Origin of the sequence: Anabaena azotica FACHB-119, from assembly GCF_014697625.1 — a bacterium.
In the GTDB taxonomy this organism is placed as follows: Bacteria; Cyanobacteriota; Cyanobacteriia; order Cyanobacteriales; family Nostocaceae; genus Trichormus; species Trichormus azoticus_A.
The window spans coordinates 21,455-39,208 of sequence record NZ_JACJSG010000006.1 but is presented as its reverse complement, the minus strand read 5'-3'; the positions used below and the strand labels follow the sequence as shown (position 1 = coordinate 39,208).

Annotated in this window: 17 protein-coding genes and 1 pseudogene; 9 read left to right on the top strand and 9 right to left on the bottom strand. The window is 42.4% G+C overall.

All coding sequences use genetic code 11. From position 1 onward, the window contains the following. Window positions 1-538: 538 nt before the first annotated feature. Together H6G83_RS05625 and galT are read left to right on the top strand one after the other, a co-directional pair. Window positions 539-2,398: a glycoside hydrolase family 2 protein gene (locus tag H6G83_RS05625; protein ID WP_190468250.1), complete on the top strand. Its 1,860-nt coding sequence runs from the start codon at window positions 539-541 to the stop codon at window positions 2,396-2,398. Beyond that, complete coding sequence (gene galT / locus H6G83_RS05620; RefSeq protein ID WP_190468248.1) at window positions 2,377-3,477, top strand: galactose-1-phosphate uridylyltransferase; 1,101 nt, start codon at window positions 2,377-2,379, stop codon at window positions 3,475-3,477. The genes H6G83_RS05625 and galT overlap by 22 nt, the downstream gene beginning before the upstream one ends. Window positions 3,478-3,525: 48 nt before the next feature. Here galT and ilvB read toward each other — a convergent pair whose 3' ends face one another. Then, the gene (ilvB, locus tag H6G83_RS05615) at window positions 3,526-5,424 is read right to left on the bottom strand and encodes a biosynthetic-type acetolactate synthase large subunit (protein WP_190468245.1); all 1,899 of its coding nucleotides are present in this window, start codon (window positions 5,422-5,424) and stop codon (window positions 3,526-3,528) included. A gap of 524 nt (window positions 5,425-5,948) precedes the next feature. Between ilvB and H6G83_RS05610 the strand changes: the two genes are divergently transcribed. After that, window positions 5,949-6,428: a PD-(D/E)XK nuclease superfamily protein gene (locus H6G83_RS05610; protein WP_190468242.1), complete on the top strand. Its 480-nt coding sequence runs from the start codon at window positions 5,949-5,951 to the stop codon at window positions 6,426-6,428. Here H6G83_RS05610 and H6G83_RS05605 read toward each other — a convergent pair. Next, window positions 6,415-7,248 carry a DNA adenine methylase gene (locus H6G83_RS05605; RefSeq protein WP_190468239.1) on the bottom strand — a complete coding sequence of 278 codons (834 nt, stop codon included), beginning with the start codon at window positions 7,246-7,248 and terminating at the stop codon, window positions 6,415-6,417. The genes H6G83_RS05610 and H6G83_RS05605 overlap by 14 nt on opposite strands. A 160-nt stretch (window positions 7,249-7,408) precedes the next feature. Between H6G83_RS05605 and H6G83_RS05600 the strand changes: the two genes are divergently transcribed. Continuing rightward, window positions 7,409-7,615, top strand: a complete 207-nt coding sequence (locus tag H6G83_RS05600; RefSeq protein ID WP_067771504.1) for a DUF751 family protein — start codon at window positions 7,409-7,411, stop codon at window positions 7,613-7,615. 89 nt (window positions 7,616-7,704) lie between these two features. Further along, window positions 7,705-8,109, top strand: coding sequence for a 30S ribosome-binding factor RbfA (rbfA, locus tag H6G83_RS05595; RefSeq protein ID WP_190468236.1), 405 nt, complete (start codon window positions 7,705-7,707; stop codon window positions 8,107-8,109). Between the two features lie 189 nt (window positions 8,110-8,298). Here rbfA and H6G83_RS05590 read toward each other — a convergent pair whose 3' ends face one another. Then, entirely contained in the window at window positions 8,299-8,502 is a 204-nt protein-coding gene (locus H6G83_RS05590; RefSeq protein WP_190468233.1) for a hypothetical protein, read from the bottom strand. A gap of 781 nt (window positions 8,503-9,283) precedes the next feature. Between H6G83_RS05590 and H6G83_RS05585 the strand changes: the two genes are divergently transcribed. Beyond that, a complete protein-coding gene (locus tag H6G83_RS05585) occupies window positions 9,284-9,520 on the top strand; it encodes a DUF4327 family protein (protein WP_067771501.1) in 237 nt (78 codons plus the stop codon). A gap of 668 nt (window positions 9,521-10,188) precedes the next feature. Here the strand turns inward: H6G83_RS05585 and H6G83_RS05580 are convergent. Continuing rightward, window positions 10,189-10,539, bottom strand: coding sequence for a hypothetical protein (locus H6G83_RS05580; protein ID WP_190468230.1), 351 nt, complete (start codon window positions 10,537-10,539; stop codon window positions 10,189-10,191). 181 nt (window positions 10,540-10,720) lie between these two features. Here H6G83_RS05580 and H6G83_RS05575 point away from each other — a divergent pair, with 181 nt between their 5' ends. The 3 genes from H6G83_RS05575 (at window position 10,721) to H6G83_RS05565 (ending at window position 14,482) form a co-directional block, all read left to right on the top strand. After that, window positions 10,721-11,377 (top strand): glutathione S-transferase family protein, encoded by a 657-nt coding sequence (locus H6G83_RS05575; protein ID WP_190468227.1) that lies wholly within the window; start codon window positions 10,721-10,723, stop codon window positions 11,375-11,377. Between the two features lie 274 nt (window positions 11,378-11,651). Then, on the top strand, window positions 11,652-13,748 hold the full coding sequence (locus H6G83_RS05570) for a TonB-dependent receptor plug domain-containing protein (RefSeq protein WP_190468225.1): 2,097 nt from the start codon (window positions 11,652-11,654) through the stop codon (window positions 13,746-13,748). 374 nt (window positions 13,749-14,122) lie between these two features. Continuing rightward, the gene (locus tag H6G83_RS05565; protein WP_190468222.1) at window positions 14,123-14,482 is read left to right on the top strand and encodes a KGG domain-containing protein; all 360 of its coding nucleotides are present in this window, start codon (window positions 14,123-14,125) and stop codon (window positions 14,480-14,482) included. A 168-nt stretch (window positions 14,483-14,650) separates the two neighbouring features. Here the strand turns inward: H6G83_RS05565 and H6G83_RS05560 are convergent. From H6G83_RS05560 to H6G83_RS05540, 5 genes and pseudogenes are all read right to left on the bottom strand, one after another. Beyond that, window positions 14,651-14,962, bottom strand: a pseudogene (locus H6G83_RS05560) (hypothetical protein); the annotation flags it as partial. After that, on the bottom strand, window positions 14,895-15,053 hold the full coding sequence (locus H6G83_RS05555; protein WP_190468219.1) for a hypothetical protein: 159 nt from the start codon (window positions 15,051-15,053) through the stop codon (window positions 14,895-14,897). The pseudogene H6G83_RS05560 and the gene H6G83_RS05555, both read right to left, overlap by 68 nt. A gap of 216 nt (window positions 15,054-15,269) precedes the next feature. Then, window positions 15,270-16,388, bottom strand: coding sequence for a sulfonate ABC transporter substrate-binding protein (locus tag H6G83_RS05550; protein ID WP_190468215.1), 1,119 nt, complete (start codon window positions 16,386-16,388; stop codon window positions 15,270-15,272). 245 nt (window positions 16,389-16,633) lie between these two features. Next, window positions 16,634-17,395 (bottom strand): class II aldolase/adducin family protein, encoded by a 762-nt coding sequence (locus H6G83_RS05545; protein WP_190468212.1) that lies wholly within the window; start codon window positions 17,393-17,395, stop codon window positions 16,634-16,636. After that, on the bottom strand, window positions 17,382-17,600 hold the full coding sequence (locus tag H6G83_RS05540) for an RRXRR domain-containing protein (protein ID WP_190468209.1): 219 nt from the start codon (window positions 17,598-17,600) through the stop codon (window positions 17,382-17,384). The genes H6G83_RS05545 and H6G83_RS05540 overlap by 14 nt, the downstream gene beginning before the upstream one ends. Between the last annotated feature and the right edge of the window lie 154 nt (window positions 17,601-17,754).

The following is a 17,754-nucleotide window of genomic DNA, read 5'->3' as shown; positions in this document are numbered from 1 at the left end:
ATTAACCCGCCCCTACCGAGTCTCATAGGCTCCAAGCATAGGCTATTTTTTGGATATAAAAGTTTTTCCTAATTCACATCAGACGTGATTTACTTTATAAACCTTGTCTAAGCGGTAAAGCTGGTATTTATTGGCGATTTTGCTAGAATTTGGCAATGTTTATTATTTAACAGTTAATTTTGTAAATTAATTGACATAAAAATCAGAAAAAAATGTCTGACAACCTGTTTATTTCATAGCTAGTTTGTGTTATTTATTAGTTACCTAAATTTAATGGTTTTTTTTGAGATTGCCTGGCAATTATTGGTAATGTATGTGCCATAATGTCACGAGCTAGGAGTATATAAACTATTTCCACCTTCAACAAATCGGTGCTGAAGGTAATAGTACTTGCTGAAAAAATTAAAACTACTAGCTATAACTGAGCAATATAATAATCGGACAAAAACTCATGCTATATCCGACAACCCCAAGATTGGGGCTGTATCTAACATATAGCAAGGGTTGATTGCCTTATATGTATTTAGGAGAACTTCTGATGAGATTGTTAGATTTGAAAAATCGTGAATTTGAATTGCCTGCTAAAACTGATAGTAATTTTTGGGGTGGAAAAACAATAGTGCATCCAAGACCCCTGTTAAAGCGTTCTCACTGGCAGAGCTTGGATGGACAGTGGAAATTTGCATTTGATGACAAAGGGAAATTTTCTCGGCCTACCGATCTTAGCAATTGGTCTCATCATATAGAAGTTCCCTTTGCTCCCGAATCTACCAAAAGTGGTATTGGTGATGAAGGTTTTCATCCTAATTGCTGGTATGAGCGGGAATTTGCCACCCCAGCAGGAGATGGTAGATTAATACTACATTTTGGCGCTGTGGACTATCACGCGCGTGTGTGGGTCAACGACCAATATATAGGTGAACATGAAGGCGGACACACCTCGTTCAGTCTTGATATTACCCATGCCTTAAATGACAGTGGGACAACAAAGGTGACAGTGTGGGCGCATGATGACCCCCACGACCTAGCCAAACCTCGCGGGAAGCAAGATTGGCAGTTGAAACCCCATAGTATTTGGTATCCTCGCACAACTGGGATTTGGCAGACTGTTTGGTTAGAACGTGTCAGTAACACTTATCTCGGCCATTTGCGTTGGATACCCGACTGTGAACGCTGGGAAATTGGCTTTGATATTGGTTTGGCTGGTGATGTACCTAGTTCTGGTGTCCAAGTTAAAGTCAAACTCAGCGTTGATGGTCTGGTGATAGCTAGCGATAGTTATGAAGTATTCAATGGGGAAATTAGCCGTCGGATAGCTTTAGGCGACCCTGGAATTGATGACTGTCGGAATGATTTGCTGTGGAGTCCAGAAAGACCGACGTTGATTGATGCGGAAATTCAGCTATGGTATCAAGACCAACTCATAGATGAGGTGCAATCTTATACAGCGTTGCGGACGGTGACAATTCAGCGCGATCGCTTCATGCTCAACGGTCGCCCCTACTATCTGCGTCTAGTTCTTGACCAAGGCTACTGGCCAGATTCATTGATGACCGCACCCAATGATGAAGCTTTACGGCGTGATGTAGAACTCGTTAAAGCTATGGGTTTCAACGGAGTCCGTAAACACCAAAAAATTGAAGACCCCCGCTTTTTATATTGGGCAGATGTGTTGGGCTTGTTAGTATGGGAAGAGATGCCCAGTGCCTACCGCTTTACACCAAAAGCTGTGGAACGTATGACCCGTGAATGGACGGAAATTATCAAACGAGATGTGAGCCATCCTTGTATTGTGGCTTGGGTTCCGTTTAACGAATCTTGGGGTGTACCAAACTTAGTGGAAACTGCTGCTCATCGTAACTACGTATTGGCGATGTATCACCTCACCAAGACTCTTGATCCGACTCGTCCAGTCATTGGTAACGATGGTTGGGAAAGTACAGATACAGATATCCTCGCTATCCACGATTATGACAAGAAGCCTGAGCGATTAGCCCATCGCTACAGACCAGATATTCAGATGTCAGATTTATTTGAGCGCAGCCGTCCAGGGGGACGTATCCTCACCTTGGATAACTATCCCCATCAAGGACAACCCATCATGTTGACCGAGTTTGGTGGTATAGCCTATGTCCCATCGGATACTCCCGATGCAGATAAGGCTTGGGGTTATGAAAGCTGCTCAAATATTTCTGAGTTGGAAATCAAATACTCTACGCTGCTGGAAACGGTCAATAATATCGAGATGTTTAGCGGCTTCTGTTACACCCAATTCACAGATACATTCCAAGAGGCTAACGGTTTATTGTACGGCGATCGCACTCCCAAATTCCCCATAGAAGCCATCCGCGCAGCCACCCTCTCAGGAAAAGGATTATGTACTCCCACAAGCTGTTAAAGCCCGATGGACGCAAGTTGACTTTATATAGTCGCTATCCCATCTGTGATCAGCTACAAGCCCCCAGCCCTAGCAACGAGCCGGTGCAAGCTAACCCTCACTTGCGCTGGCATCCCTTGCGGGGGGAATGGGTAGCTTACGCCAGCCACCGTCAAGGGCGGACATTCATGCCGCCCCCAGAATATAATCCCCTCGCGCCTACCACCAACCCTGAGTTTCCCACGGAACTACCCCAAGGTAAGTATGATGTGGCGGTGTTTGATAACCGCTTCCCCTCCCTAATTACCACGGCAAATAATCCACCGCAGACGATTGTGGAAACCTTACCAGCCAATGGAGCTTGTGAGGTAGTAGTTTTTACCCAAGATGCCCGTGCTTCCCTCAGTTCCTTGGAATTGTCACACCTGGATTTGCTGATAGAAGTGTGGGGCGATCGCACCCGCGAAATCGGGGCAAATCCGCAGATCCAATACGTCCTCCCCTTTGAAAATAAAGGTGTTGAGGTTGGTGTAACATTGCACCATCCCCACGGGCAGATTTACGCCTACCCCTTTGTTCCCCCTGTGCCGGCGCGGATGTTGGAGATGCAGCGACAGTATTATCAAGCACATCGGCACGGGCTGTTAGAAGATTTAATTCAAGAAGAAATAGCTGATAACAAACGGATTATATATCGAGATGAAGTGGCGATCGCCTTCGTCCCCGTCTGTGCGCGATATCCTTACGAAGTCTGGCTTGCACCTATTCAACCAGTGAGTAGTTTTGCCGAACTTACCCCCGAACAACGCCAAGGACTAGCTAAAGCCTTAAAAACCGTCACCCTCAAATATGACGGCTTGTGGAACCGTCCCTTCCCTTACCTCATGGCTTGGTTCCAAGCACCCACAGATGGTTTACCCCATCCAGAAGCACATCTACACGCCCAGTTTTACCCCCCATATCGCACCAGCGACAGGCTGAAGTATTTGGCGGGAACTGAACTCGCAGCCGGGATGTTTGCTAATGATGCTTTACCGGAGGAGAAGGCGAAAGAGTTGCAAGCAGTGAGCGTCAATCTGCAAACACCAGTTTCTGTGTAAAATTGTACCTGTTTGGGATGCTTGCTCTTACAAGCATCCCTTAATTAATTACAGCTTAGTCCCACACTCAGAACAGAAATTGTGATTGGGTGCATTTGATGTACCACAATGACTGCAATACACTGGTTCAGTGCTAGCCTTTGGTGCTGGCTTCGGCAAACCAACCATCTGAGCATTACTCTTACCAGGAGCTACCATAGGATAGCAGTTTTCATCTTTGGTAACACGAACATCCATGATTACCGGACAGTCGCTGGCTAGCATTTCGGCGATCGCATCTTGTAACTGTTCCCGCTCAGTCACTACAATCCCCTTAATACCGTAAGCTTTTGCCAATAACTCAATATCTGGCATCCCTACTTCCATATTGGAACAAGAGTACCTTTCCCCGTGGAAGGCTTGTTGCCATTGACGCACCATTCCTTGCCAACCGTTATTTAAAATTACGGTCTTGACATTAATACCATATTGTGCTGCTGTACCCAATTCTTGCAAGCACATTTGGAAACTAGCATCACCGCTAATACAAATTACTTGCTCATCGGGAAATGCCACTTTAGCACCAATCGCCGCAGGTAGACCAAAACCCATTGTCCCCAAACCGGCGCTAGAAATCCAACGGCGGGGGCCATTCTTGAGGAATTGTGCCGCCCACATTTGATGTTGACCGACATCGGTAGTGTAGAAAGCGTGGGGTGCTTGGCGACCAACTTCGACAATTACTTCTTGGGGAGGAATGCTGTCTGGATGTTGGGGAACGACTAGGGGATAGTCTTCTCGCCAACGGTTAATTAAGTTGAGCCATTCTTGGTTTTGGTTGGGTGTAGCTTTTGTCCCGGTTTGCTTACAGCGACGCAACAAGTCAATTAAGACTTTCCGCACATCACCAACGATAGGTACTTCAGGAACGCGGTTTTTGCCAACTTCGGCGGGGTCGATGTCGATGTGAATTACTTTCGCGTGAGAGGCGAACTCATCTAATTTGCCTGTTACGCGGTCATCAAATCTTGCACCCACGCAAATCAACAAATCACAATCACTGACAGCAAAGTTAGCGTAGGCTGTACCGTGCATTCCCAACATTCCCAAGGATAGGGGATGGTGTTCGTCAAAAGCACCGATACCCATTAAGGTTGTAGTTACAGGAATGTTGAATAACTCAGCCAGTTCCTTAATTTCTGCATGAGCGCCAGATGCGATCGCCCCACCACCTACATATAATAAAGGACGACGGCTTTCGCGAATTAACTCAATGGCGGCATTGATTTGTCTGGGGTTGCCCTTCACCGTGGGACGATAGCCGCGTAACTTCACTGAACCAGGTTCTACTGGTACATAGTCAAATTCTTCAAAAGCCACATCTTTTGGTACATCAATCAAAACCGGGCCAGGACGACCTGTGCTGGCGATGTGAAACGCCTCTGCCACAATTCGCGCCATGTCTTGGGGGTCACGTACTATGTAAGAGTGCTTGACTATGGGTAGGGTGATGCCGTAGATATCGGTTTCTTGAAACGCATCTGTACCGATCACTTTCCGGGGTACTTGTCCAGTGACAATTACCATAGGAATCGAATCCATAAAGGCTGTAGCGATACCTGTCACCAAATTAGTAGCCCCAGGCCCAGAAGTACCAAAGCATACTCCTACTTTCCCAGTAGCACGCGCATAACCATCGGCAGCATGAGCCGCCCCTTGTTCGTGCCGCACTAGGATGTGCTTAATACTGCCAGTTGCTTCCACCTTATACAGATCATCATAAATGGGCAGAATTGCTCCGCCGGGATAACCAAAAATATACTCAACGCCGTGGCGTAGCAGGCTATCAAGTAGCGCAAAGCCACCAGTCACCCGCTTGGGTTCCACAACTGGTGGTGCTGAACTGGGAGATTGAGTCTGTATCTCTGTTTGTGAGAGACTAGTCGGGGAAGGCAGGCTCACAGTCACGGTCAAACCTCAGATGATAGCTAAGTTAATGCTGAATTTCTGTAGTCAGTAATTCAATATTAATAGAAAAGTTCATTTATTATTGAGATTTCTTTCTTGAGGTTGGCGACTGGGGGCTAGTTATCTGGTATTGAGGCTTTTACCCGTAGGGACTGGCTGCTGTGCGTCCACACCCATGTTTATGTATCAGGCATTCTTTGGAACGGTCTGAGCCTTGTGATTGAATGGCGATCGCCAACCACATACCTTAATTATAGGTGTTTATTCAAATTGGATATTACTTTTAACCCAGATTTTTTTGTCAACATTCCTAGTTTGTAGGGTGCGTCAGTTAAATATTTTTTTGGTGTAGCTAGGGGTTTTCCTACTGACGCACCCGACATTTTGCATTTAGTCCCTTAACCCAGATTTTTTTGTCAACATTTCCAGACTTATTTAGTGCAATTGTACTAAAAAATAGCCTGATCAAATCTCAATTGAAAATTGATATAACTAGGGTTGGTGCAGAATGATTGGAGAGAAACATGACTCCGGGTGCAAAAGCAAATCAGTCAGGTAGGATTCTGGAAACTAATGTAGAAGCCATACTAACTGCTTATGAATATTTTCAAATCGGAAATCATGTCACAAGAGAATATTTACTTAACGCCAGTTTATTAAAAAAACGCTACGCTAAACAAGTTTATATCGGGAATGGAGTTTATCAAACATCGCTAAAAGTTGATTTTTATGTTGTGGGATTACCAACAAATACCCCAGAATTAATCATTGAATGTAAATGGCAAGAAAGTGGTGGTTCGGTTGATGAAAAGTTTCCTTATTTGAACTTGAATATCCAAGAATATTATCCAGCACCAACTATTGTTGTCATCGGCGGTGAAGGGATGAGAGAAGGGGCAATTAATTGGTTAAGACGACAAGTTAATTTTAATCATAATCTCCTGGCAGTGCATACCCTCGACAGGTTTATCGCTTGGGCTAATAAAACTTTTAGTAAGATGTAATGAGTAATTCTTGAATTGCCCCTCTTTTTTTTGTATTAGAGTTGATTGAACGTGCAGCTTCGATGGAATAAATATTAAAACCTATTTCTTGATATATTTTTTTAATAAATTCACTGTCAGAATTACACACCGCAACTTTAACACCATTGCTAGCCAATTCTGCACAAGTATTTCTTAAACGTTCTTGGTCTTTTTCCCCGAAAGAATTTTGACTATAACCTGTAAAATAGCTAGTGCTACTAATAGGATAATAAGGCGGATCGAAAAAAACAAAATCGTCACTGCTGGTAGCATAATTCAGCACTTCGGTAAAATCTGCCTGCTGAATTTTGGCAGTGGAAAGTACGGCTGAAGCGGCTCTAAGTAAGTCTTCTTGACAAATATTAGGATTAATATATTTCCCTAAAGGAACGTTAAACTTCCCTTGAGAATTGACTCGATAAAGACCGTTATAACAAGTTTTATTAAGATAAATAAATCTTGCCGCCTGTTCTAATTCATCATCAACGGTTTTGCCGCGTACAGTATAATAATAATCTCGATTGTGTTTACTCTTATGCTCCTGTAAGAGTGCAATCAATTCCTCAACGCGATCGCGCACACAGCAATAAGTCGTAATCAGATCAAAATTAATATCAGTTAAAACAGCCTTCTTGGGTCGCAGATAAAAGAATAAAGCACCACCACCTAAGAACGGCTCATAGTAAGTTTGGTAATTCTTAGGTAAATATGGCTCATATTGTGGAATTAACCTGGTTTTACCCCCAGCCCACTTTAAAAATGGACGTGGGCAAGTTTGTTTGGGGATTTGGCTCACCATCACACTCAGACTAAGCTACAGGCTACTAAATATAGCAAATCTAACTAACGAAGCAAATTTTATATTAATTGCGGATTTTTCTGCCAAGTTGGATTACAATTATGTTGATAAAGTAAATCAAAACGAACATTAAGTATATAACAAGGCAGCCTCAATTAAAATGTTTGACGGATTTTGGGATAACGTTTTTCGCTACCCCCGCTATTTAATTTCTATTGTATTGGGTATTTTCCTCAACACTTTTGCCCCCCTATTCCCATTATTGAAACGTCCAGTTACCTTAATTGCCGTTCTCGGTTTACTTGTAGGCGGGCTGGCTTTCATTACCTTTACCTTACGCGCCATGCTAGGCTTAGGTACAATCTAGGCTAGGACATCCTGATGCTAAGTGTTGGTGTTGTCCTTTTTGACTGAAATTGATGTTGTTGTCCAACCTCTGTGAGGAGGGAAGTTTTTATGGCTACAAATCGCCGCGTCTCCCGTGTTGCTGAATTAATTAAACGGGAAGTTAGCCAAATGCTAATTAACGGTATCAAAGATGATCGTGTGGGTACAGGTATGGTCAGCGTTACAGATGTAGATGTTTCTGGAGATTTACAACACGCCAAAATCTACGTCAGCATCTATGGTACAGAAGAAGCCAAAGCCGAAACAATGGCTGGCTTAAAATCCGCTACAGGTTTTGTCCGCAGCGAACTAGGTGCAAGAGTTAGGCTACGTCGCACTCCAGAAGTTATCTTCATCGAAGACCGTTCCATCGAACGAGGCACAAAAGTATTATCGCTGTTAAACAGATTAGAAAATGAGCGATCGCTTGACAATATACCAGCAGCAGATGAATCGTTAGAAGATGACGAGTGATCATACAGGCTAGGGTAATTCAACAGATTAGTATTTTTAGCCAGCGCTGAATAATCAGCCAAAATTTAACAGACGTGACACCCATTTACAATTCGCCATTAAAAAACTTAGATGCAGCAAGACTTTCCAAGTTTACATCTGTATCATACTTTTCGTGAAATGGTATGACTCAATCGCGTCTGTTTAAATTTATGGGTATTGAATATGCAATTCAGCACTTTCAGGACTTACACCCCAAGGTTGTCTGTTGAGACTTGATAACTGATAACTGATAACTGATAACTGATAACTGATAACTGATAACTGATAACTGATAACTGATAACTGATAACTGATAACTGTAAAATCAGGGGTGAGAACCCCTAAGACTTGTGTTGTCAGTGATGTTACCATTTGACCACCTTGCTATTTCTGGTCTGGAAAGGTTCACTGAGAGACAAATTTTCATGTTAAACGTAAGTTTATAATTCCTTAATTTTACTTAACGTAAATATATGTTATGGAATTATGACTTGAGTAGTGATTGTAACAATTGCAGCTTTTGAGTTACGCCGTAAGCGGGATATGTCTCTATCTAGCTACTGTTACCCTAGAGGGATGTGATTTAAAGCTTTGACAGATATCTCTCTCAAAGAATCAGCTAGTCCTGATAATATCCATCGCTAATAAATTACAGGTCGCTTTAAGAAATTATTAACTTATGGCACATTTCCTGTCTTCCTAGTGTAATTTAGCCTTATTCTGGCAACAGTTTATACCGCGACTTTGCATTATGACTGTTGGGTTTGCTGAATTTAAGGGTTATAGAAATGCTTTCATATCCATAATTTCCGGTCTATGTCATCTAACTTAATGAACTTTTTTCTTTTAAAGAATCTACTCTCAAGGTAGATTTAGCCGACATTCTTGATCTTGTTGACCCCGATGAATCATCAATTGCAGCAATTAATTTAGCAACCTCGGTATCTTGTTGTGTGCAGCTTTGGGAACTAATGTCAGGAAATTTTGACATTCTTAATATTTCTTTAAATATTTTGAGGGTGTCTAGCGTCAAAATGAAAATAGTTCCGTATAGTAAAATACAAAAAAATCCGCCCTAGACCAATCCCGGTCATATTTGTTGCCATAATTGAGAGCGAACAGAACGTTAAGTGTAAATTTGCGAGTAAAAATCATGAGTGTGAATACGGTGTCCTCTATCAATTACTACTCTTTGGACGTAATTCAGGACGAAGCACGCCGATTAGTAGAAAAAGGAATGGTTAGCAGACAACAGCCTATCTATACACTCTGCCAATACATTCCTGCGAGAGAGTGGGTTTGTGTAGAGTGTGAGTTAGAGAAATGTGACTTCTTATTACGCGATCGCATTGGCGACCTCATCGGTCGAGAACAATGGGACAACGACTAATTCAAAATTCCTCAATAATTGTGATTTTGGATTGGGAGTTTACGCCTCCATAACTAGATTTGACCAATTCCATCCCGATCCAAAGTCCCCTATTTTCCATTTTCTACAAGTTCTGCAATTTAACGAGTGCCTAAAAAAAGCTTTTGTGTAGATTACCTCTATTAACTTGATTAATTTATCCAGATTCTCTCACCGGGGCGGTTTTCCATGTGAAACTGCTCCGGTAGTTTTTTTGAGAAAATGGGCGGTTTCTAACCGCATCTACACAGTCAGGACTTACGCACCAAGGTTATCTGTTGAGACAGGGTGTAGGGGGGTAAGGGTGTAAGGGTGTAAGGGTTTTAAAGATTTACACCCCTATACCCCTACACCCTTGCCCAAACCCTTGATTTTTCGTTTTTATGCGTAAGTCCTAACAGTTATTTCGTAGGGTGGGGAGTGCAGGGAGCCACCAGCTTAACGTGAGTTCGACAAGCGTTGTTTTGACCTCACCCCCAACCCCTCTCCTTCGAGGAGAGGGGAGTAAGAGGGTGAGGTTTTCGTTTCTCCTCCCTCTCCTGACGGAGACGCTACGCGAACGCCTTTTAGGGGAGGTTGGGAGGGAGAGGTTCATCGAACTCACGTCAGCTTATTGAGAAGGCGAAACATATCAGTTATTGCGGCGAGTGTCAACCAACCTGGTCTAAATACTGATTAATATCTTCAATCACTCTTGTAAGTTCAGCTTCTGTAGTTAAGCGAATGCTGACATCACGAACGGTAAGTAATACCTTGGCTGCAAAAGGGCTAGGCCAGATATTGGGATTACAGAAAATTTCCAAGAAAACCTCGCCCGTGTAACGATATTCTAAGGGTGGTTGGGGAGTTACCTTAGCACCTGAAGCTGGTTTAGTACTAACAGCCTTGAGGCGTTCCATTAGTTGGTCAATCTCCGCCTTTAATTCCCGCGCCGCTTGGGGGGAAAAACTGAAAGAGACGGAACCTTCAACTAGGTTCAGTGTGAGAAGAGTATTGGACATAAGCTTTTACCGATTACCAAGGAGAGAGGTTAGAGATTGGGGACTAGAGCCTAGAGTAATGTACCTCTTTATTTCATGAAAAATGCTTATTATAAGCGTTACAAATGATATGAGATAAAGTAGCAAAAATTTTAACTATGAGCCTTATAGTGAAGAGCGTAGTTTGTAACTTAAGGTTGCGATGCTAGAGTTTTACTACAATCCCATCTCTATTAACGCCCGTCGAGTTTGGGTAGCCCTACTAGAAAAACAAATTCCATTTGAACCATTGTTATTGAATCTTGATGGGGATCAATTTCAAGACCAATTCACTGCTATTAATCCCCTCCAGCGCGTACCTGCGATAGTAGATGATGGCTTACCTGTGGTGGAATCGTTGGCGATTTTAGATTATCTGGAAGCAAAGTATCCTCATCCATCCCTAATTCCTAGCGAAGCGGCGGCGATCGCTACCGTTCGTATGGTAGAAATGATCACAGTAACCGAGCTTCAGCCTGCTACTGTGATCTTAACTAGACCATTAGTGGAACTAGACACTGATCCCAAAAAGCTAGAATCAGCCCAGGAAACTGTAACAAAAATTTTACGGTTTTATGAAACCCTTTTAGGAGCGCAGACTTATTTTGCTGGCGAAAACTTTACACTAGCCGAAGTAGTTGCAGGTACATTAATTCCCTCTTTAACTCTGTTTGGATTCTCTTTGGATGATTATCCACGTTTGTTGGCTTGGGCGGAACGACTAGAGGAACGAGAAAGCTGGCAAAAAACGACTCCAGACTTCACCGCTATTGCAGCTGCTATCCCCAACATCAAAGCAATTTTGGAACGAAGACTTTAATTAGTCATTATAGCAGGGGACAGGGGACAGGTGATAGGTTCAAAACCTGCTTACTATAAAGATTTTGTGATTCATCAATGTCCTAACCTATGTGGCTACTGCTATAGTCTACAGTCCATAGAATTGACCAAGAGGGGGTAAAGACTTATTCCTTTCCCCTTTCTCTTAATTGCGATCGCCGGGAAGTATGACAGCCTGTCTTTTGACGCAATTAGCACAAATATAGTAACAGTAACACTTAGTAATTGTTACTACTGTGTGTGTGAGCAAGCAAGTGAAAAAGAGCTTATTTTGGCTGTCTGCTGCGTTTCCGAGTTTATTTTTAGCATTGCCTGCCTTGGGTAGTGATACGGAAATTACTCAACAAAGTGATAATACAAATATTCCGTATTTAAGTGAAATTCAGTTACCCATAACTAGTGCTGAATTATTAACTCAAGCTACGCCAAGCGGGTCAACTCCAGAAAATCAGCCAAACGTACAGCCAGCAAAGGAAGAAAATACTGATGATGATGTAGATATTACTATAGAGGCGATCGCCGAACCAGAGACAATCCCAGAATCTACACCTACCTACGTTATAGATCAAGAAGAAATTAAAAAACAAGGTGCTAGCAGCGTCGCAGATGTCTTAAAAAGAATGCCCGGTTTTGCCGTCAATGATGTTGGTCATGGTGCAGATATTCACACAGGTACTTATTATCGGGGAGCCTCAATCAATCAATCTGTATTCCTCATCAATGGTAGACCAATTAACAACAATGTCAACACATATCATGGTACAACTGACCTCAATAGCATCCCTGTAGAATCCATTGAACGAGTTGAATTATCTAGCGGTGTCACCTCTGCTTTGTATGGTTCCTCAGCCTTTGGTGGAGTAGTTAATATCATCACTAAAGAAGGTTTCGGTAAACCTAAATTATCCAGTAGTTTAGAATTTGGCTCCTTAAATTTAAATAATCAACAGTTTAGTTTTAGCGGTTCACTTGGTGCAGCCAAATATAACTTTAGCTTTGAAAGATTCTTTATAGATAACCGTTATCGTGTGCCTGTAGGTGCAGCAAACCGGGATTCTCAAGGTTTCTTATCAAATGCAGATACAGCAACTAGCACTTACTTTGGCAATATTGGCATAGATTTAAATCCAAGAAACTCACTAAATTTAGATATCACCGCACTTAGCAGTCGTAGAGGCTTAGTTTATTTTGGTTTTCCTCTACAAAGAGACCGCCTAGACCATGATGGTTTAAATTTTGGTTTATCTTGGAAAACGCGCCTTGGTAATGGCAATACCTCTAACCTGACAACTACATTAGGCTATAACCGGAATTATTTCAGTACCTATGGCCCCACAGTTTTTAATGGTAGAGAATTTTATCGTACAGGTGATTTAGATACACAACAATTCACAGCTAGAATTGACCATGATTGGAAAATTGCTGCCAACAACAATTTACGTTGGGGATGGGATTTAAAAAATACTAACTTAAACGGTAATGCCTTAAGCTCTAGTCCTAATAGAAGCGCTTTTAACGAAGCTGAAAATAGAGATGTATTAAATACAGCTTTATTTGCCGTCAATTCATGGGATATTACTAATAGTTTCCGCCTAGATTTAGGACTGAGACAAAGTTTTGATACTCAGTTTGGCAATTATCTTAACCCCAGTGTGGGTTTACGTTACGCTGTTAGCCCATTAGTTGCTGTGCGTGGTAGTTGGGCGGGCGGACAACGTAATCCTGGGTTAGATCAATTATATTTTTATGATACAGTTCATGGTTGGGAACCAAACCCCAATTTAAAACCAGAAACCGGTTCCTCTTGGACTGCGGGGATAGATATTAAGTTAGCAGAGAATTTAGCAGGACAGTTTACTTATTTTGGTAGTAGTTTGAGTAATCGTCTAGGAGTTGTAGGCGGAAGATGGGCAAATATTGGTTTAGTAGATACCAATGGTTTAGAAGCAGCCTTGCGATTAAATTTTGCTAATAATTGGTCAACTTTTCTCAACTACACTTATACAGATGCCAAAATTAAAACAGGTGCAGAAAGAGGTTTACAGTTGGGGATGATTCCTTATTCTGTATTGCAAACAGGTATAGGTTATCAAAACTCAGGATGGCAGGCAAACCTATATGTTACCTACAATAGCGGTGCGCGGAGAGCTTTTTTCACCCGCCCTGGTGAAACAACCACAGATTTCGTCTCATCTTATGTGAATCTAGATTTAAGCGGTCGTATTCCCTTAACTCAGACTTTAGGGTTGACAGTTTACTTAGAAAACTTACTAGGTGAACAATATGAGCGAGTTAATCGAATTTATAGTCCTGGGTTTACTTTCCGTTTGGGTTTAAGTTCGAGTATATAGGGAACCTGAGTTTTAACGGTATAGCAGGTGATAGGTGACAGGTTTAAAAGCTCCTGTAGATAAAGATTTTACGATTTATCAATGTCCTCACCTCTGTGGCTACTGCTATATCTGGAAAACCCCTCTCCAAACCAGGGCTGTTTCTTACCTAATACCAATTTGAAAAAAGAATGCGACAGATATAAAGACTGTTACCTGTCACCTGTCACCTGTCCCCTGCTATATACGTCAAAAGTTCAGGCTCAGTGAAAATCTTTCCCACCAATGGGTCATGAACCTAACTAAATTCCTTAGCTAAATTGAGAACGAATAAAAACAAGATTTTTACTGGCTGATAAAGTCAACAAATCTGCTTAGAAATAAGGAGCAAGATTATGTCAGATACAAGTAAACGTGGCTTCGCTTCTATGGATGAAGATAAGCAACGCGAAATCGCCAGCAAAGGTGGACAAGCCGCACACGCCAAGGGTACTGCTCACGAGTTTACCTCAGAAGAAGCGCGTGAAGCCGGACGCAAAGGTGGCGAAACCGTTAGCCAAGATAGAGAACATATGGCTGAAATCGGTCGTGAGGGTGGTAAACATTCTCATGGTGGTGGACGCAAAAAACAAGAGAACGAAGACACCGAAGAAATAGAAAATAGCGGTGAAGAAGAACACACTCAAGGCGGGACAAAAGAACAACATTCCCAAGCCGGAAAGCAAAGCCATAAGAATACCAGCAAGAAAAAATAGTTCTTGTGGAATCTAATGGTTGATCTGGGTGGTAATAGGTCATAGGTAATTGGTTTTTACCATTAGCGATTACCAATTACCGATTACCACCCTCAGTATATTGTTAAGTGTTAATACTGACTTAAAACGTTCCAGCATTCAAAGCGCCATCTACTGGAAGCATCACCTCTAACGCAACTGGAAACCAAGGCTATGCAATACTTCACGCAAGCGATGTCTGGCGACAAGCCGCTTTGCGTCTACGCGTCCATTCAATGATTCTACCGTAGCTACGCGCTTAGAAGAATGTTCCGACCAATCGCCAGGGATATTCATCTTTTGCTCAGTATAGAACTCTTTGATGATGTCGTTGTAGTGAGCGATGTCTGACGACAAGCCGCTTCGCGTCAACGCATCTTCTTGTTCCGCCAATTTATAAGTTTCCCGATGCAACACCGCCGCCTGGGGTAATCTCGGCTTCACGGCTGCGCTTACTTCGGGATAATGTAGTCAGAGACTCATTCCAGACAATTTCAGGATTAAAAGGAATCTCACCATAGCGGGATTTCAATAATTCTGTTGGGTTGCTCATAAATTGTTCCAGATAGAAAAATAACTTTTAGATTTTCTTGTGTCTTTGTGGGGAGATTTATTAACCACAGAGACACGGAGACACAGAGTCAGGACTCACGCAACTGGCACATGGGGTAGGGTGCGTCAGATGTGGAAAATCCTTGAATTTGTACGAAATTATTGGGGCTGACGCACCCTACAATTAGTTTGATTATGACACTTGCGTAAGTTCTAGTTAATTCACTGATGGAGCAAAAGCAGCGTATTGTTCTTTTGTGAGCATCGCTTCTCTAACATTTACCTGCTTAGGAATCAGCTTTAACTGATAATATGTGTCTGCAACTGATTGCTGTAAATTTATCAGATTATCATCAATTGGTACAATGCCAAAAGTCCGCCTATTAGTTGCCTTCCTCATCGTTTCAATATCAATTCCTAACACAGGTGATAGAGTTTGTGCTACTTCCTCTCGGTGGTTTTTAGACCATGACTCTAACTTTTGAATTTCTTCTAATGTAGCTTTGATGATTTGAGGGTTTTCAGTCACAAACTTACGACTAGCTAAATAATAACCCCCCTGTTTGTTAATTCCTGTACCATCAACTAGGACACGGGCTTTTGTTGCTTCTTGTGCTGCTGCATAGAAGGGATCCCAAATTACCCAAGCATCAATGCTACCCTTAACAAATGCAGCACGAGCATCAGCAGGCGGCAAATATTTAGGTTCAATATCAGTATATTGTAATCCCGCTTTTTGTAGAGCTTGGACTAATAATAAATGAGCGCTAGAGCCTTTTTGAAAAGCAACTTTTTTTCCCTTGAGGTCTGACAGTTGTTTTATCGGAGAATTTTGTGGTACAAGAATTGCCGAACCCGCAGGACTAGCCGCAATCCCAGCAATATATGTTAATGATGCACCTGCGGCTTGAGCAAAGATTGGTGGTGATTCGCCTACGTGTCCCACATCAATGCTCCCCACATTCATCGCTTCTAGTAATTGCGGCCCAGCCGGAAATTCAATCCATTGAACAGATACACCCTCTGGTGACAACCGCTTTTCTAATACACCTTTTGTTTTCAATAAAACATGAGATTTCTGATAGCCAAAGCGTAATACTTTAGCGGCGGTAGGCGCAGAATTACTAACGTCTGTTGCACTAGGACTAGGTGAATTAGCCGTCGGTGTCGATGAGCAAGCAGCAAATAACAAGCTTAAACAAATACCAGTAACAAAAGCCCCAGTGATTGGTAGGGGAGAATCTAGGCGAAGAGGTAAAAGGTTTTTCCAGGGAAAACCAAAATTTATTAATGATCTCCACTTCGCCATCAAGCGGCGAATCATGAGGTCAAGCATCAGAATGATTTCTCTCAACTCTATAAATACTATAAACCAATAGGTTTACAGGAGTATATATTTACAGCAACTTTTAAGAGTGCTGAGTGGGGAGTGCTGAGTAACTTGAGCGAACTGGCTTGTGGATAAAACAATGATTTTCTCGTTAGTTTTACAGTCCTTACTCACTGCTATATTAAAAACCTACATCTGTGAGAGGGGGGGTTAGGGGTGGGTTACTCCCTCATCTCCCCAATCCCCAACCCCTAATCAAACAAATCCGGCTCTTCGCGCACAATCCTATCGTAAAGCGGCTGAAAACTAAACCAACCGGCTTTAGATGTGCCTACTTGACCATGAGTTAATCTAGCGGTTTCGTGGCTAATAGGTTTTGGTTTACCAGCCGCTTCAGCTAATAGTTGAGCTTGGCAAGTGCGTTCTAGGGTAATGTACCAAAAAGCGGCTTCATCTACTGTTTGTCCCACGGTGAGAATGCCATGATTACGCAAAATAATTGCTTTGTTATTACCTAAAGTTTCTGCCAGTCGCTTACCTTCAGAAGTATCTAATACCACACCTGTATAATCATCAAACAAGGCATGGTCTTCATAAAAAGCGCAAGCATCTTGTGTCAGGGGGTCAAGCAGACGACCCAAGCTAGACCAAGCTTTACCATAAATTGAATGAGCGTGAGCAGCCGCGACTATATCAGGTCTAGCTTCATGAATTTGCGAGTGGATAGCAAAAGCGGCTTGATTTATCGATGCCTCGCCTTTAACTACATCACCCTCTCGATTTACTAATACCAAGTCAGAAACTCGGATATGTCCAAAATATTTTCCTAAAGGGTTTACCCAAAAATGGTCTGTAAATTCGGGATCGCGAGCTGTAATATGACCTGCAATTCCTTCGCTAAAACCAAACCTTCCAAACAGGCGGAAGGCTGCTGCTAGACGTTGTTGGCGGTGCAGGCGTTCTTCTTCGATGCTGTTAAATATGGGGGGTTGGGGTCTACTAAATACGGACATTTTCTTTATTTTCCTCTTTTATATATGTGGTTTTGATTCCCAGCTTTTCTAGACTCGGCTGCGAAAAAGTTTCTTTGAGAATGATTGTAAATGGATAACGTTGAAATACCGCCGCTTTACCCTGTGACAACAAAATCCTAGCGTGACTAATGCGAATTGGGTATAAAGGCTGGCGATCGGCATCAAGAATTAATACTTTAGGCATGGGATGAGGGGAGTGGGTATTGGAGATTGGGTACTGGGGATTGGGTATTGGTCAATAAAATTAGCTAATCTAAATTTCCTAACCCTCAGTTCCCAGTCCCTTTGATTTATGCAATAATGAACAACAGCTAAATACGGTTATTCGATAGAGTTAG

Coding starts and splice junctions, on each gene's coding strand:
- H6G83_RS05545 (WP_190468212.1), bottom strand. CDS start 17,395: ATGTCCGTATTTAGTAGACCCCAACCCCCCATATTTAACAGCATCGAA.
- H6G83_RS05590 (WP_190468233.1), bottom strand. CDS start 8,502: ATGGTAACATCACTGACAACACAAGTCTTAGGGGTTCTCACCCCTGAT.
- H6G83_RS05550 (WP_190468215.1), bottom strand. CDS start 16,388: ATGCTTGACCTCATGATTCGCCGCTTGATGGCGAAGTGGAGATCATTA.
- galT (WP_190468248.1), top strand. CDS start 2,377: ATGTACTCCCACAAGCTGTTAAAGCCCGATGGACGCAAGTTGACTTTA.
- H6G83_RS05625 (WP_190468250.1), top strand. CDS start 539: ATGAGATTGTTAGATTTGAAAAATCGTGAATTTGAATTGCCTGCTAAA.
- rbfA (WP_190468236.1), top strand. CDS start 7,705: ATGGCTACAAATCGCCGCGTCTCCCGTGTTGCTGAATTAATTAAACGG.
- H6G83_RS05605 (WP_190468239.1), bottom strand. CDS start 7,248: ATGGTGAGCCAAATCCCCAAACAAACTTGCCCACGTCCATTTTTAAAG.
- H6G83_RS05610 (WP_190468242.1), top strand. CDS start 5,949: ATGACTCCGGGTGCAAAAGCAAATCAGTCAGGTAGGATTCTGGAAACT.
- H6G83_RS05565 (WP_190468222.1), top strand. CDS start 14,123: ATGTCAGATACAAGTAAACGTGGCTTCGCTTCTATGGATGAAGATAAG.
- H6G83_RS05585 (WP_067771501.1), top strand. CDS start 9,284: ATGAGTGTGAATACGGTGTCCTCTATCAATTACTACTCTTTGGACGTA.
- H6G83_RS05600 (WP_067771504.1), top strand. CDS start 7,409: ATGTTTGACGGATTTTGGGATAACGTTTTTCGCTACCCCCGCTATTTA.
- H6G83_RS05575 (WP_190468227.1), top strand. CDS start 10,721: ATGCTAGAGTTTTACTACAATCCCATCTCTATTAACGCCCGTCGAGTT.
- H6G83_RS05580 (WP_190468230.1), bottom strand. CDS start 10,539: ATGTCCAATACTCTTCTCACACTGAACCTAGTTGAAGGTTCCGTCTCT.
- H6G83_RS05540 (WP_190468209.1), bottom strand. CDS start 17,600: ATGCCTAAAGTATTAATTCTTGATGCCGATCGCCAGCCTTTATACCCA.
- H6G83_RS05555 (WP_190468219.1), bottom strand. CDS start 15,053: ATGAGCAACCCAACAGAATTATTGAAATCCCGCTATGGTGAGATTCCT.